Source organism: Nostoc foliaceum FACHB-393 (assembly GCF_014698505.1).
Classification (GTDB): domain Bacteria; phylum Cyanobacteriota; class Cyanobacteriia; order Cyanobacteriales; family Nostocaceae; genus Nostoc; species Nostoc foliaceum_A.
Map to the genome: position 1 here is coordinate 23438 of NZ_JACJTD010000062.1, position 15081 is coordinate 38518.

Genomic DNA, 15081 nt, shown 5'->3' on the forward strand with positions numbered 1-15081 from the left:
ACTACTCATGAGCAAGGGTTTAAGAACCCTATTGAACTTCCGCACCCTGTTTTCCTGCTTTTACAACAGCAAACTAACCAAGGTTAATCTTAACGGCTTTTTTCTTCTCTCCTTCAACCTTCGGTAGGGTGAGGGTAAGAATGCCGTTCTTGTAATCCGCTTGGGCTTTATCGTTTTGAACGTGAGCAGGTAGCGGAATGACTCGCTCAAATTTGCCATAACGGAATTCAGAGCGCATCATGCCTTTTTCTTCCGTCTTGGTTTCAGACTTGCGTTCGCCACTGATTGAAACAGATTCTTCAGTAACCTCCACATTCAAATCTTTAGATTCCAGCCCCGGAATTTCTAGTCTCAGGTGAACTGCATCAGCAGTTTCTTCCATTTCGGCGGAGGGTATAAAGGTAAATGCAGAGACTTCTCCATCGCCACTGGGGATGAACCGCTCAAACAGACGGTTCATCCGTTGTTGCAAATGCTCCATTTCCCGCAAAGGCTCCCAACGGAAAGGTTCCCAACGTTCAATTTCTTGAAAAGGTTCCCAACGAGTAATCGCCATAATCATTGCCTCCAATATTCATGATTTCAAACTTGATATTTCAACTTGATTGCTACCCTTGTAGGTTTTCCTTCAGTGTGATCTGGATGTAGCAAGTTATTAGGTAGATGGTGGTAAAACTCTTTTACAAATAAGGAAGGTTCAGCCACTATCTTTAAGTTAAAAAGAAAATTTGAGGAACTTGTGAAGAAGTGGTTGATACTCCCTGGACTATGAAGAAAGTGTCTGAAGTCAACAGCTTCAACCTTGCAGGTGATGCTTACCAATCAGTCTAACAGTACTAGCTTGGATTCCTTTGTCACCTTCTTCTTCCGCAAAACGAACTTCGTCTCCCGCTTGCAACTGCTCGAAATCACCATTGAATAGACTGTTGCGATGAAAATAAACTTCGCTACCATCAGGTGTCTCAATGAAGCCGTAGCCCTCGTCTGGGAATAATGTCGCAATCCGTCCATGAGGCTGTTCTTCGTGAGTCTTGGTTTCTTGCCGTAGCATACTGGCATGGTCTTGTAGTTTGCGCTTGGCTGCATCAAAGGCATCACGAATTGCTACATAAATATCCTCGTGGGATTGACGTTCAGGTGGGTCACGTTTCACAACTATTTCCCCTGTCGGCACAGTGATATCAATTCGCACCTGATAAAGTTTGCCGTTACGGTGATGTCGATGTGGGGCATCAACTATGACTCGACAGCTGGTAATTCGGTTATAAAAATTCTCTAGTTTATCAACCAAGGAGCGAATTTTTGTTTCTACAGCTTCTGATGGGGGAATATTATGAAAGGTGATTTGGAGTGGGATTCTCATGATTTCTCCTATTTATCAAGTATTTCTTGCCTTGATTGACAAGTTGCTCAGATAAGGCGCTAATTAAGATGCGTTTTCCCAATCACAAAGCAACTCATGCTCTTGCTTAACTGCAAGTTGACGTAGGGGAACTTGAGGAGTACCGATATCTGTTGAATGTTTAGATAAATGTTTTTTCTGAATTTGCTTTTTTACCTGCAACTTTGGTTTAGTGGCTGTGATAGTCATTCTACTCACCTCCCACACTAAATCTGGAAGGACAATTCATTATGAGAAAGCAGATGTAAAACATGCTTTCTGTCGGTTTTTTAGACCTAGATTGTGTACTTCACTAACTTGAAGTCTGCTGTATATGCAGCAGCAATTAAAACTCAGTAGCCAATATGCATTCGGATTTTGAACTTTAATTATTAACACTCTACTTCTTATATTATTTCTCTAAGAGCCAATGCCAGCGAATAAACGACAAAAAACTATATACAAATAAAATGTAATATTTCGGCAGAAATAAGTTAAATGATAGGAGGATTCGGGCAAATAAATGATTATTTTTGAGAGACAGTAACTTAGGGCTAAAAAACTAATATGTAATTAAACCAATCGCCTAGTTTTGGCGAAACCAATCTCTATATAATAAAAAACCCCTATTAGCTAATTTCTTTAATAACTAATTGCAAATTGTTGTGTCAAAAATTTATTAATTGCTGCATCACTGAGGGTCAAGTTCTCATACCAGAGAGGGATGCCTGCGGTGGTCACGTAGCTCGTACGACAGAGCTACGCGCAGCGTCTCGTAGAGAAATGGGGACAAAGCCATCGCATACAAAGGTTCTGGTGTCATTAAACATATAAGCTGATCATAAATAAAATTGAGGGAATTGTGAGGAAAGCAAAACTACCTCACAAGTTCTTCAAATTTTTCTCTTAGCATCAAATTAAAGCCATAATAATTGAGCCACATTGCACCTGGACAGTTACATACTCCCAATTTATAAAAACTGGTGAATTTACTATGCAAAACCTATCTAATCAACCAGTGAAAAGCGCTCATGAACTCAAAAGGAAGTATGAAGCAGGCGAAAGAGACTTTCGAGCCGCCGAGTTATCTAAAACTGACTTGCAGGAAACCTATTTAGAAGGAGTAGACCTGAGTGGAGCTAACTTGGATGCAGCCAAACTTAGTGGAGCAGACTTGAGTGGAGCTAACCTCAGTGGAGTTTTCTTAAGAAAAGCCATCCTCAGAGGAGCCAACCTCAGTGGTGCAGACTTGTTTAAAGATAAATTAGTTGGAGCAGATTTGAGTGAAGCCGACCTGCGGGGTGCAGATTTGAGGGGAGCTAACTTAAACAGCGCTAACCTAAATGCAGCCAAATATGACAGCTACACAGTTTTTCCAGAGGATTTTGACCCTGTGAGTGCCAAGATGATATGCCTGGAAGAATAAGGAAGGAGATATGTTATGACTAGAATCCTGACATCCGATAAAGTCTTCCCTCGAATGGTGGAATTGCGCAGGAATTTACATCGTCATCCTGAACTGGCATTTGAGGAAAAAAAGACAGCAGCGATCGTTATAGATGAACTCAAGCGTCTAGGCCTTCCTTTTTGGTATGGCGGGGTAGGTAGTGGCATCATTGCCAAGCTGATGAATGCTGGACAAGGAGCACCTACAATTGCACTACGGGCTGATATGGATGCCCTCCCCGGACAAGAAAATACGGGTTTACCCTTTGCTTCTCTCAACTCAGGCAAAATGCACGCCTGTGGTCACGACGGTCACATGTCGATGGTGTTGGGCGCAGCAGCTTTACTCAAGGAGAACCCACCACCGGGAAATGTCGTTTTTATCTTTCAACCTGCTGAGGAAAAGGGTGCTGGGGCTAAAGTCATGATCCAAGCCGGTGCTTTAGAAGGCGTGAATGCCATCTTTGGCGGTCATGTTACCCGTCACTACCAAGTGGGAGAAATTATGGTTGCTAAGGGAGCAATCACTGCCCATTCTGATGGCTTTACCATTTACATTAAAGGTCGAGGTGGACACGGAGCCAGACCCCATGAAACTGTTGATGCTGTAGTTGTTACTGGATTATTGATTATGGCTGTGCAAACCCTAGTTTCACGAGAAATCAACCCAGCCTATCCCTCGGTAGTGACCATCGGCAAAGTAGAAGCAGGTAGTGCAGCTAACGTCATTGCCGAGGAAGCAACTCTGCAAGGCACGATCCGCACAACTAATTTGGAGGTGCAAAACTACCTCATCGATGGAATTAAGCGCATAGCCACAGCCGTTGGAGAACTGCACAATGCGAGGGTAGAGGTAGAGATTCGCCACGGATACCCACCTGTAATCAATACAGAAACAGAGACGGAAATTGCCCGACGGGCTGTAGTTAAGTTATTGGGTTCAAAGGGATTGGTAACAATGGATCATCCCAGTATGGGGGCAGAAGATTTTTCTTACTACTTATTACACGTTCCTGGCTGTTACGTCAGATTTGGTGCTTGCCAACAGGGTTGTGAGAATATACCGTTACATAGTCCTTCCTTTGACTTTGACGAAGAAGCATTGAAAGTTGGTGCAGCCTTCTTTGATCGGGTGGTTAGAGAGGCGATCGCAGAATATGCAAATAATTCCTAGTACCTACTTACGAATTACGAATTACGAATTACGAATTAGTAATTATTAATGATATGGGTGATATAGAATTCAAAAGCTCTCCCGAATTCTCTCTGGGGATGGAGATTGAGTTGCAATTGCTCAATTCTGATACCCTGCAATTGGTAGATGGCATTTTACCGCTTTTGGAACAAGCTCCTGAAAACTCTTTGATTCAGGCAGAATTTAACCAAGCTATGGTAGAGGTTGCCTCTAAAGTCTGCTCCAATATTCCTGAGTTAGAAGCAAATATTGTTTCAATTCTTTGTAACCTCAAAGCCAGATGCCAAGAACTGGGCATGAAAATTTGTACAGCAGGGACTCATCCATGTTGCGATCGCTTTGCCTCTATCACCCCTCTTCCCAGATATCTTAGCCAGCAAACTGCATCTGGCTATCTTGCAGATTTAATGATGACTTTTGCTCTTCAGATTCACGTAGGAATGCCATCTGGGGATGCAGCTATAGATATTATGAGCAGACTCAAACCCTATCTCCCCATTTTGCTGGCGTTGTCTGCTAGTTCACCCTTTTGGTGGGGTCACGATACAAGCTTTGCCTCCTATCGCCAAAGGTTTTTATCATCGTTGAGAACCTATGGTATTTCTCCCAGTTTTAAAACGTGGCAAGATTTTGCTAATTTCTTTACTACTGCTAAATATGCTGGCATGTTTGAGGCTATCCGTGATATTCATTGGGATGTGCGTCCCCAACCTGATTTAGGAACCCTTGAAATCAGGGTGATGGATGCTCAACCAACGATAAAAGAATCTATGATGCTGGCGGCTTTTGTCCATTCTTTAATTGTGGATCTGCATTATCACAGCCAAGGAAATCAAACAGAATTTCTGTTAACTCCTCTTCCTTGGTTGATTGAGAAGGAAAACTACTTTCGAGCATCTCGGTGGGGTTTAGATGCTAACTACATCGAAGATGAACAAGGCAACAGCAGACCTATCAAAAATATAGTTAAAGATATCTTCAATGCACTAGCAGAAACTGCTGATACTCTGGGAAATAGTCCATATCTACTCCAATTAGAAAAAAGATTGGCAGAAGGTCCTAGTTATATCCGCCAACGGCGAGTTTTTGAAAGAACAGCTTCTTTGAAGGCGGTAGTTGCTTCTTTAGTCAACGAGTTGGAAGATGAATTAGCTAGTGCAAAAAGGCAGGCTACAGCGTACACACTAATGATTTAATCATCCCAAATGTAGAGAATTTGAACACATTTTTTTCTTCCCTTTCACTCGGACATTGTGACAGAGTTTGGCTGCTAGGAACTCTAGAAAAAAGGCCCCTCACCCAAAGACAGATGAAGATGTACGACCTCGGCATCTACGATATGAAAGTCGGATTGGTGTTGAGCATTTTCGCTGTGGAGGCAATACTGGCTCACAAACTCACGCGGCAAGTTGCACCAATTATCTTGATCAATTCTGATGAGAAATTAGTAGCCATAAATTAACACCACACATTCGCCGACTGGCAAAGCAAGCCATCGCGTCTTTGTGATGTAAACTTCTTTGGGAACTCAGGAAAAACTCAAAATAGGACGTAAGGGCGTGGGTAAATTTTCCAACTGCTTCTGGTGGAAGCTGGGAATACTGGTTTACTGCTGGAGGAATGTCATGCTTCGCACAAAAACCAATTCGTTCTTGATAAGTGTGTGACAAAAGAAATTTACACGAGGAATGGAAAGATGGGCGTGATTATGCAGGCTTTTTACTGGGATTGTCCTCGTCTTGAACATCAAGAATATGAGTGGTGGAAGTATATTAAAAGTAAAGTTTCTTCGTTAAGTGCAGTAGGATTTACCGCATTATGGTTGCCACCTGCTAATAAAGCTGCAAATATAGATGGTCAATCAATGGGGTATGACCCTTACGACTATTATGATTTGGGAGATATTGACCAAAAGGGTTCTATGAAAACTTGGTTTGGTGGGAAAAATGAGTTGATTGACTTAATTAAAACTGTGCATGAACACAAAATGCAAGTTTATGCAGATTTAGTTATCAATCATAATAGCGGGGGTGATGCTGAGGAAATTAACCCAATTGATCACAAAACCCGATGGACAATATTCAAACCAAAGAGTGGCAAGTTCCTCAGAGATTGGAAGTGCTTTCATCCGTCACCCTATGAAACATGGGATCAGGAAACCTTTGGAGATATGCCTGATTTATCTCACAGAAATCCTCACGTTTATACCGAACTTTTGGAGTATGCAAAATGGTTGATTGAGGTAATAGGGTTTGATGGGTTTCGGTATGATTGTGTTAAGGGATACGGTGGCTGGATGGTTCGTGCTATCCAAGAATTAAGGGGTATTAAGGATGAAAAGGGTTATAAACCCTATGGTGTGGGAGAATGCTGGGATAGCGATCGCAAAATTCAGGATTGGCTTAACGAAACCAATGCCTGGTCAGACAATCCAGCAGGTGCATTTGATTTTCCTTTGAGATATAGATTAAAAGATTTGTGCCAAGTTTACGGATACAGCTTGAGACAACTGACTCAAGGAGGAACATTGTTAACAGAAAGACCTTCTCAGGCTGTGACTTTTGTAGAAAACCATGATGTAGTCAGGGGAGACTCTATCATCACAGATAAAATGCTAGCCTATGCTTTTATCCTCACACATGAAGGTTATCCTTGTGTATTTTGGCAAGATTATTACACATGGGGATTAGCACAAGAGGGTTATAAAAGTGGGATTGCTGCATTAGTAAAAATACATGAAGACCATGCAGGTGGATTTACTTCCATACTTCATTTGGATGATGATATTTACATCATGCAGCGTAATGGTTGGGGTAGCCAAAAAGGATTAATCTTTGTGTTGAACAACCGAGGAAATTGGCACGGAACCTGGGTTCAGACACAATGGAAAAACACAAAATTTGTCCCTATGGCTTGGCGAGGAAGAGATGATACCGGAGTTCCTCAAGAGAAATGGACACAAGAAAATGGCTGGGCTGAATTTTGGTCTCCACCCAGAGGCTACGCCGTCTATATTCCTCAGTTTTAACAAAACTAATTGATGTTTAAATTACTATCACTATATTCATCCTAAAAATACAGGTTGTCATATCATGTCCGCTTAATTAGTTATTATTCAGGGCATCTATGCAAAAATCTTAAAACTCTCTTTCCCCTTGCCCCCTGCGGTCTTAATGATAAGTCTTTTACCGGACATGATATCATATTTGGCTCTTTAGGGAAAAATAAATTTTATAAAAAACCTGATTTTGTTAGTGGTTTATGCCCAAAATAAACTACTAATTATATTCACAAGTAATTTTTATTCAACCAATTTTTTATAATTCTTTCTACCTTTGCTCGATAATTTGATTAAACAATTCCTCACATTTTCCTCACATTTTGTTTATAACCTCAAAGTAGAGTCCACGTTCCAGACAACGATTATGGACAATTTCATCCTTTTTGCTGGCACAGCTAACCCTGATTTAGCTGCTGCTATTGCTCAGGAACTCAACATCCCTTTGGGTAAATCTGTGGTTGAACGCTTTCCAGATGGGGAGGTAAACGTGCAACTCTTAGAGCCTGTACGTCAAAAGACTGTGTTTATCCTCCAGTCCACAGCACCACCTGTCAATGACCATCTCGTAGAACTTTTAGCATTTGCAGATGCCTGTCGTCGGGCTGCGGCTACCCAAATTACGGCGATTATCTCTTACTTTGGCTATGCCCGTGCAGATAAACGTCACGGTAGGCGGGAACCAATTACCGCCAGTATGGTAGCTGAGGTATTACAAGCAGTCGGCGTTTTGTTAAGGAAGCACGCGCTAAGTTAAGTCACCCCAGTATCCAGGCTGTTTTTGTCACCGACACTGTAACACCAACAGAAACCAACTGGCAGCAGTTAAAAATTGTCTCTGTTGCACCTTTAATTGCTACTGCTATTCAACGATTTAAAGCTGATGGTTCAATTAGTGATTTATTTTAACCAAGAGGTATAAAAATATGCGGCAAATATTCCTTAATCGGACTGAAGCAGGTAAACTATTAGCTGCCCAATTAACAGAGTATGCCAATCGTCCAGATGTTTTAGTATTAGGACTTCCCCGTGGTGGTATGCCTGTAGCATTTGAGGTAGCAAAGGCACTTAATGCACCATTAGATGTCTGCTTAGTGCGGAAACTAGGTGTACCTGGACACAAGGAATTGGCAATGGGTGCTTTAGCAATGGGAGGAGTACGTGTAATTAATGAGAATGTCGTAGATTGGTTACGGATTTCCAAAGAAACTATTGATGAAGTAGCAGCAATCGAAATGCGGGAATTAGACCGCCGCGATCGCACCTATCGCGGTAATCATCCACCACCAAAAGTCAAAAATCACACCATTATTCTCGTTGACGATGGAATTGCTACGGGTGCTACCATCCGAGCAGCGATCGCTACATTGAAAAAACAACACCCCCGCGAGCTTGTGGTAGCAGTTCCGGTTGCGGCGGCATCCACCTGTGAAGAACTGCAAGCAGAAGTAGATAAGGTTGTATGTGTGATCATGCCAGAGGATTTATATGCGATTGGTATTTGGTATGAGGATTTTGAGCAAATAAGCGACGCAGAGGTAAGTGAACTCTTGGCAAGGCAAAAACTTTTGATAGCTAATGACTGAAATAGTTCGTAATTCGTAATTAATTCATCATGGATAGAACATCAACACATCACCCCTACGAACATCGGGTGTTAGTGACAGCAGGTGAAGTTAACTTAGAGGGGAATTTGGTGATTCCAGATGGTGCTACGGGCATAGTCTTATTTGCTCATGGCAGTGGTAGCAGCCGTCACAGCCCCCGCAATCGCTATGTTGCTGGAGTTTTACAACAGGCAGGACTCGCAACTTTATTAATTGATTTGCTGACTCTGGAAGAAGAAGAAATTGACCTTCGAACAAGACATTTACGCTTTGATATTGCTTTGTTGGCATCGCGGTTAGTTGGGGCTACAGATTGGCTAGTACATAACCCAGACACCCGACACCTAAAAGTCGGTTATTTTGGTGCTAGTACAGGAGCCGGTGCAGCTCTAGTTGCCGCAGCAGAACGCCCAGAAGTTGTGCAGGCTATTGTCTCTCGTGGTGGACGACCGGATTTAGCTGGTTCAGCCTTACCTCATGTCAAAGCACCAACATTGTTGATTGTTGGGGGTTACGATATGCCAGTGATCGCAATGAACGAGGATGCACTAGAACAGTTGCGATCGCTTCCAGCGGGGCGTAGCCCATCGCCAAAACGACTGGAGATTATTCCTGAAGCCACCCATTTATTTGAAGAACCAGGTACATTAGCAGCAGTAGCACGACTGGCGAGTGAATGGTTTACGCACTACCTCAATCATGGGGTATAAAGTCGATTGCGGAGGTCTAGATGGATGTAGTCAAGCGTCGTATCGGTCTTGAGCAAGAGTTTTTTCTGGTAGATGAAGTTGGTCATCTGAGCGATCGCGCTGATGAATTTTTGCAAGGTTGTCACTTAATGGCGCAAGCACAAGGTTTAAATCCAAGTTACTTTGTGCCGGAGTTCTTTAAAAGTTAGACTAGCTAAAGAAATGCAGATATTTAAATTAGTAGGCAACCACCTTTATGTACCAGATTTTGAATATCTCAATGGTGAATTGCTCTATACCTCAGCTACAGAGGGAGTCAAAAATCCCAAAGTTAAGGCTTACGTCGATTCAATTTTGCAATTTGCGATGAAGGACATTGGCGAAGGAGCAAATTTTCTGGCAAAACTGAGCCAAGACCTTGATCGCTATCAGACAATAGAAGCTGGGATATTGCAAGAGTTTACCCCGACAACTGCTCAACTTCCATTAGATGCGGGTTTACGTCTAGTGTGTGAGTGTTGTGACAAGCTAGAAGCCCAGGTTTCATGGATAGATATAGAAAATCCCCTAGCAGCGTTGGATATTGATGAACGATTTTGACTACAACAGCGTTAATGGAATCTCAATTCAAAAAACAACCTTGCTGAATCAAAGTATGAAATGATTGGATAGATGAAGCGCTAAAAGCGTTTACCAGTAATTCTTTCACAATCCAAAATCCAAAATATCAAACGGTATAACTTCCTCATAAGTTCCTCATATTTTTCCTTTAGTATTTAAATTAAGAACATAATTCTGCTTGATTTTTAAATCAATATCTTTAGTTTTTTGTTCAAAGCGTTCCAACTAAATTTACTCAAAACTTAAGGCTATGGACGTTAAAGAACTTCTAGATCGATATGCAGCAGGAGAACGGAACTTCCACGGTATTGTCTTACCAAAGGCTGACCTACGGGGTGTTCACTTAGGCGGTGTAGACTTTGGTAGAGCAGACCTGAGAGGCGCTAACCTAGCAAAAGCATCTATGAGTGGAGCTAATTTGTGTAAAGCCAATCTTCAAGGTGCGAACCTAGAACACGCAAATTTATCTGAAGTGATTTTTTGTGGCGCTGATTTGTGTGAAGCGACACTGACAACAGCCAACCTCAATGAATCAGACCTTAGTGGTGCATATCTTTGTGGCGCAGACTTATGTGATGCTACTTTGCATATGACATCACTTAGTGCGGCAAACTTGCAGCGTGTAAATTTGAGTGATGCAAAAATGAGCGGAGTCAGGATGTGGAAAGCTGATTTGCGAGAATCTGACTTGACTGGTGCTGATTTAAGCGAGGCAAATCTGAGTGAGGCAAACCTGACTGGGGCGAATTTAAATGCAACAGATATGAGTGAAGCTTTTTTAACTGGGACAATTATGCCTGACGGTACTATGCATAAATAGTGTTAGAACCTGAAAATTAGTTGTCTGCTGATAGTCGGTTCTTAGAAAACAGTCTTTAGGGAGGTAGAAAATGCCTCAACTAGCACCGCATATATTTGATATCTTATACCAGCAGGGTGTACAACACGCGTTTGGTATACCTGGGGATTTTGCTCTAACGCTATTTGATGCACTAGCGGCTAGCAAGATTGAACCCATTGTTATGACACATGAACCCTGCGTAGGCTTTGCTGCTGATGCTTACTCCCGGATTCGGGGTTTGGGTTTAGCGGTTGTTACCTATAGTGTCGGCGGGTTGAATATGGTGAATGCTGTAGCAGGCGCTTATGCGGAGAAATCACCATTAGTAATTTTAAGTGGTGGCCCAGGCATCCGGGAACGACGGGAGCATGACTTACTGCACCATAAAGTAAAAACCTTCGATACGCAACGGCGTGTTTATGAAGAAGTCACTCTTTACGCCACAACGTTAACTGACCCAAAAACAGCTGATACGAAAATTCATCGTGCCCTTGACTATGCAACGACATTCAAGCGTCCTGTTTATTTGGAAATTCCCCGCGATCTGGTTTATGCCGAGATTACGGAGTCAGAACACTTGCTACCACCAATCAAGCGCACTGATCCAGATACCTTAACGGAAGCCGTTGCAGAAACCTTGGAGATGTTACAGCAATCGCACTCACCTGTGATTATTGCTTGTGTAGAGGTTCATCGCTTTGGCTTGCAGGAACAACTTCTAGCCTTGGCAGAAAAACTCGGTGTACCAGTCTGCTCAACCATGTTAGGGAAATCTGTTTTTCCTGAAGGACATCCCCAATACATCGGTATCTACAATGGTGAAGCAGGGGATTTAAATGTGCAAAGAACTATTGAAGAATCAGACTGTGTGCTGATGTTGGGGGTGTTTATGACTGATATTAACTTGGGGATGTTTACGGCCCATCTTAATCCAAGTTGTACAGTCTATGCAACCTCAGAACGCATTGCTATTAAACATCATGAATACCCGAATGTGAGGTTTGAAGATTTCATCAACACCTTGTTGAATAGTCCAGATTTGCCTCATTGGAATTCATCTAGCATCAAAACGATGAAACCGCGTGTTGCTCCATCTTTGGGCAAGATTTCCATGAGTGGATTACTCTATGAACTCAATCAGTTCATTGACAGCAATACTCTACTGGTGACAGATGTCGGTGATACTTTATTTGCAGCAGATGATATCCAGACACAGCAAGGCACATCATTCTTATGTCCGGCCTTCTACGCCAGTATGGGATTTGGAATTCCTGGTGTAATCGGCGCTCAATTAGCCGATCCATTCCGGCGGGCGATCACTTTGGTTGGCGATGGCGCATTTCAGATGACAGGAATGGAATTGCTCACAGCTAAACGCTTAGGACTGAACCCAATTGTCATTGTCATCAATAATGGTTCATTTGCTTCTCTCCAAGCGATGGGGTATCAAGAAGCGGCATTTGTCAAAATTCCCACAATTGACTATGCCCAGTTAGCAAAAGTCCTGGGAGGTCATGGCTTTGTTATTCACACAGATACACAACTACAACAAGCCTTAAATATAGCGAGAGATAGCGAGATTTTCAGCATTCTTGATGTTCATCTTTCACCTGAGGATATTTCGCCTGCTTTGCAAAGATTGAGCGCACTATTTGCCAAAACCCTCAAAGGATAAAGTCATACGAATTCGTAATTCGTAATTCAGACAGTCCCCAACCCATTTTCCTCATCTTAAAGGCGTAGTTTTTTATCCTGAAAATATTCTTTAGAAAGATATAACTATATCTAAACTTATATCTATTGGTTGATATTTAAATCAAATTATTTTCTACTATTTAGGAATACCTTGTGAATTGATTAGAGAAACTTTAACACGGTTTTACTTGAGAGTAAAATATATCATGCAGTAGTAGTGATGTATATAGATGATATAGGGTCAATTTTTACAGAAATTGTCTTGGCACTTTCGTAGCAATTTAAATTTATAGGTCATGGTGGCAGATTTATAGGTTTCGTACTGTGAACTAAGAGGCTAAGATAGCTACATTTAGCTTGTCGCTTTTAGATATCAAATTAAAGCTTAGATACTCATCTGTCAAACAGGTCAATTAGTAACAGATTGGATAGATATAGCTATAACCTGGACAAATAAAATTCACAAGTCTTGACCTGATGTTAAATATAAATAAAAATGGTTTTCTTAATGATTCAAAATAATATATATGAATAAAAACTTAGGATTGATTTTTATAACCATAGCATTAGTAAGTTTATTATTTTTACCATTATTTACCGTGATGAATCAGGAAAAACAACCTTTGTTTTTGTTAAATTCTGTATCAATTAGTCAAACTATTGAACAGATAAAAGAGCAATATGAATCTGATTTACTGAGTATTGATGGTGTAGTAGGTGTGGGAATTGGTGAATGTGAAGATAAACCTTGCATAAAAGTGTATTTAGAAAATGAATCTCCGAACTTTAAAAAGCAAATACCAAAGCAGTTGGATGGATTCAAAGTAGATGCACAAGTGACAGGAGCTATTCAAGCATTGCCTCAGCAATAACAAGTCTTTTTTCTCTGTAAAAGGGAGATGGCGATGAACAAAGTTAATACCGTCAAACAGGATTATGAGGAACAACTGATGAGGCTACCCAATGTTACAGGCGTTGGCATTGGTGACAAGGATGGGAGGACGGTCATTAAGGTTTTTGTGACCCAAAAAATTCCAGAGTCCGACTTACAGCCGCAGGAGGTTGTCCCGAAGTCTATAGAAGGATGTGAAACCGACGTTGAAGAAATCGGCATTGTAACAGCACAAATCTAAATAACCAGATCAACAGGAGATTTGATATGAAATTAGATGAAAATAAGATGATACTGTCTGGACAGTACACAGCAGAGGTGCAAAAAGCTCACAGAGCCGCAGTAGAAGAGTTTATGAGTCCACAGCAGCTGCGTCCCAACGTCGTTGGTCTTGGAGTAGGCGTAAAATGGCGGAATGGAGAGCCTACGGGTGAGCCAGCTTTGTTGACATTAGTCACTCACAAGATGCCAAAAGATGAATTGAGTGATGCTGATCTCGTACCATCGACATTGGCAGATATGCAAACTGATGTTTTAGAAATCGGTTATCCTTTCGCGGGAGTGGGCGAGTTACGCCAAAAACCACCGCAGATGAGAACTGAGCTTATACAACCTACTAATGGTATGACTGGAACTTACCGTGTTACTGAAAGGGTTGAAATACCAGAAGCGGGCATTGAGATACTTGCTAAACGTGCCCGTCCAGCGGAGGGAGGCTACAGCGTTGGACATTTCAAGATTACGGCAGGTACTATTGCTACTTGCGTATACGATATTTTACCAGAAGGTTCTACGAACCCTCCCGTACATGGCAAAGGTATCCCGTCCCGCTACTATATTCTTAGCAATAATCATGTCTTGGCTAATAGCAACGATGCTGCTGTAGGTGATCCTATATTGCAACCAGGCCCCTTTGATGGCGGGACTGCTCCAACAGATATCATCGCTCGGTTGAACCGATTTGTTCCAATTGACTTTGAGCCAACAATTCCCAGAGAACAGCACCGCAACCTTGTTGATGCGGCAATCGCAGAAGGAGCATTCCATGATCTTGATCGGGAAATTTACTGGTTGGGTTACGTGCGAGGTTGGCGGCGCAAGCAGGATATAACGGTGGGGATGCCTGTGTATAAGACTGGACGCACCACAAACTTCACAAGCGGTAGAATTACGGCAATTAGTGCCACTGTCGATGTGGGCTATGGTAACGGGAGGATAGCTCGTTTTAAGGATCAGATAGTTACTACCAATCTTTCGGCCGGTGGTGACTCTGGTTCACTGGTTGCTACTTTGGTCAATAACACCCCGGCGGCTGTAGGACTGCTGTTTGCTGGCTCCTCGGTGGCAACTATTGTCAATCAAATCGAAAATGTGCGATCGCTACTACGCATAGAAGTTGCAGAACAGATTCTCTAAAAGCATGCATATCTGAGTCAATTAGTAGTCCACTACCACTAACGACTTGGTGATAGTGTGTTGTTTTAGCAGTAGATTCCTGAAATCAAAACCCCCTAGCTGCGATATGAGCTAGGGGGCTTTGATAGAAAAATGAATCCTGGCATCGAGCTATTTTTGCGTAGGGCTACCCCTAAACTATCGTGGCCGCAGCAGCGTTTCACCTCTGAGTTCGGGAAGGGTTCAGTGTGGTTCCACCGC

General features: G+C 42.2%; 18 protein-coding genes and 1 rRNA gene. 15 read left to right on the forward strand and 4 right to left on the reverse strand.

The features are described 5' to 3' along the window. Window positions 1-73: 73 nt before the first annotated feature. The 3 genes from H6G92_RS31100 to H6G92_RS31110 form a co-directional block, all read right to left on the reverse strand. The gene (locus tag H6G92_RS31100) at window positions 74-556 is read right to left on the reverse strand and encodes an Hsp20/alpha crystallin family protein (protein WP_190899690.1); all 483 of its coding nucleotides are present in this window, start codon (window positions 554-556) and stop codon (window positions 74-76) included. Window positions 557-796: 240 nt separating this feature from the next. Then, window positions 797-1363 carry an HPF/RaiA family ribosome-associated protein gene (locus tag H6G92_RS31105; RefSeq protein WP_190899692.1) on the reverse strand — a complete coding sequence of 189 codons (567 nt, stop codon included), beginning with the start codon at window positions 1361-1363 and terminating at the stop codon, window positions 797-799. Between the two features lie 63 nt (window positions 1364-1426). Continuing rightward, a complete protein-coding gene (locus H6G92_RS31110) occupies window positions 1427-1591 on the reverse strand; it encodes a hypothetical protein (RefSeq protein WP_190899694.1) in 165 nt (54 codons plus the stop codon). A gap of 784 nt (window positions 1592-2375) precedes the next feature. Between H6G92_RS31110 and H6G92_RS31115 the strand changes: the two genes are divergently transcribed. The 15 genes from H6G92_RS31115 (at window position 2376) to H6G92_RS31185 (ending at window position 14841) form a co-directional block, all read left to right on the forward strand. After that, window positions 2376-2807: a pentapeptide repeat-containing protein gene (locus tag H6G92_RS31115; protein WP_190899696.1), complete on the forward strand. Its 432-nt coding sequence runs from the start codon at window positions 2376-2378 to the stop codon at window positions 2805-2807. Window positions 2808-2822: 15 nt separating this feature from the next. Beyond that, window positions 2823-4001: a M20 metallopeptidase family protein gene (locus tag H6G92_RS31120; RefSeq protein WP_190899698.1), complete on the forward strand. Its 1179-nt coding sequence runs from the start codon at window positions 2823-2825 to the stop codon at window positions 3999-4001. Between the two features lie 53 nt (window positions 4002-4054). Beyond that, window positions 4055-5218 carry a carboxylate-amine ligase gene (locus H6G92_RS31125; RefSeq protein WP_190899699.1) on the forward strand — a complete coding sequence of 388 codons (1164 nt, stop codon included), beginning with the start codon at window positions 4055-4057 and terminating at the stop codon, window positions 5216-5218. Between the two features lie 113 nt (window positions 5219-5331). After that, window positions 5332-5484 carry a hypothetical protein gene (locus tag H6G92_RS31130; protein ID WP_190899700.1) on the forward strand — a complete coding sequence of 51 codons (153 nt, stop codon included), beginning with the start codon at window positions 5332-5334 and terminating at the stop codon, window positions 5482-5484. 234 nt (window positions 5485-5718) lie between these two features. Then, complete coding sequence (locus H6G92_RS31135; protein WP_190899701.1) at window positions 5719-7050, forward strand: alpha-amylase domain-containing protein; 1332 nt, start codon at window positions 5719-5721, stop codon at window positions 7048-7050. Window positions 7051-7447: 397 nt separating this feature from the next. Further along, on the forward strand, window positions 7448-7837 hold the full coding sequence (gene prs / locus H6G92_RS31140; RefSeq protein ID WP_199345051.1) for a ribose-phosphate diphosphokinase: 390 nt from the start codon (window positions 7448-7450) through the stop codon (window positions 7835-7837). A 169-nt stretch (window positions 7838-8006) separates the two neighbouring features. After that, the gene (locus tag H6G92_RS31145; RefSeq protein WP_190899702.1) at window positions 8007-8666 is read left to right on the forward strand and encodes a phosphoribosyltransferase; all 660 of its coding nucleotides are present in this window, start codon (window positions 8007-8009) and stop codon (window positions 8664-8666) included. 29 nt (window positions 8667-8695) lie between these two features. Then, the gene (locus H6G92_RS31150; RefSeq protein ID WP_190899703.1) at window positions 8696-9397 is read left to right on the forward strand and encodes a dienelactone hydrolase family protein; all 702 of its coding nucleotides are present in this window, start codon (window positions 8696-8698) and stop codon (window positions 9395-9397) included. 20 nt (window positions 9398-9417) lie between these two features. Further along, window positions 9418-9585, forward strand: a complete 168-nt coding sequence (locus H6G92_RS31155; RefSeq protein ID WP_190899704.1) for a hypothetical protein — start codon at window positions 9418-9420, stop codon at window positions 9583-9585. Between the two features lie 13 nt (window positions 9586-9598). Continuing rightward, window positions 9599-9976 (forward strand): hypothetical protein, encoded by a 378-nt coding sequence (locus H6G92_RS31160; protein WP_242059375.1) that lies wholly within the window; start codon window positions 9599-9601, stop codon window positions 9974-9976. A 271-nt stretch (window positions 9977-10247) separates the two neighbouring features. Then, a complete protein-coding gene (locus tag H6G92_RS31165; protein WP_190899705.1) occupies window positions 10248-10817 on the forward strand; it encodes a pentapeptide repeat-containing protein in 570 nt (189 codons plus the stop codon). Between the two features lie 70 nt (window positions 10818-10887). Next, window positions 10888-12513, forward strand: coding sequence for an alpha-keto acid decarboxylase family protein (locus H6G92_RS31170; RefSeq protein WP_190899706.1), 1626 nt, complete (start codon window positions 10888-10890; stop codon window positions 12511-12513). Window positions 12514-13060: 547 nt separating this feature from the next. Next, window positions 13061-13405: a hypothetical protein gene (locus H6G92_RS31175; protein WP_199345052.1), complete on the forward strand. Its 345-nt coding sequence runs from the start codon at window positions 13061-13063 to the stop codon at window positions 13403-13405. A gap of 33 nt (window positions 13406-13438) precedes the next feature. Next, a complete protein-coding gene (locus H6G92_RS31180) occupies window positions 13439-13666 on the forward strand; it encodes a hypothetical protein (protein WP_190899707.1) in 228 nt (75 codons plus the stop codon). 26 nt (window positions 13667-13692) lie between these two features. Continuing rightward, window positions 13693-14841, forward strand: coding sequence for a hypothetical protein (locus tag H6G92_RS31185; protein WP_190899708.1), 1149 nt, complete (start codon window positions 13693-13695; stop codon window positions 14839-14841). 137 nt (window positions 14842-14978) lie between these two features. Here H6G92_RS31185 and rrf read toward each other — a convergent pair. After that, window positions 14979-15081: ribosomal RNA gene (gene rrf / locus H6G92_RS41395) — 5S ribosomal RNA — on the reverse strand; the annotation flags it as partial.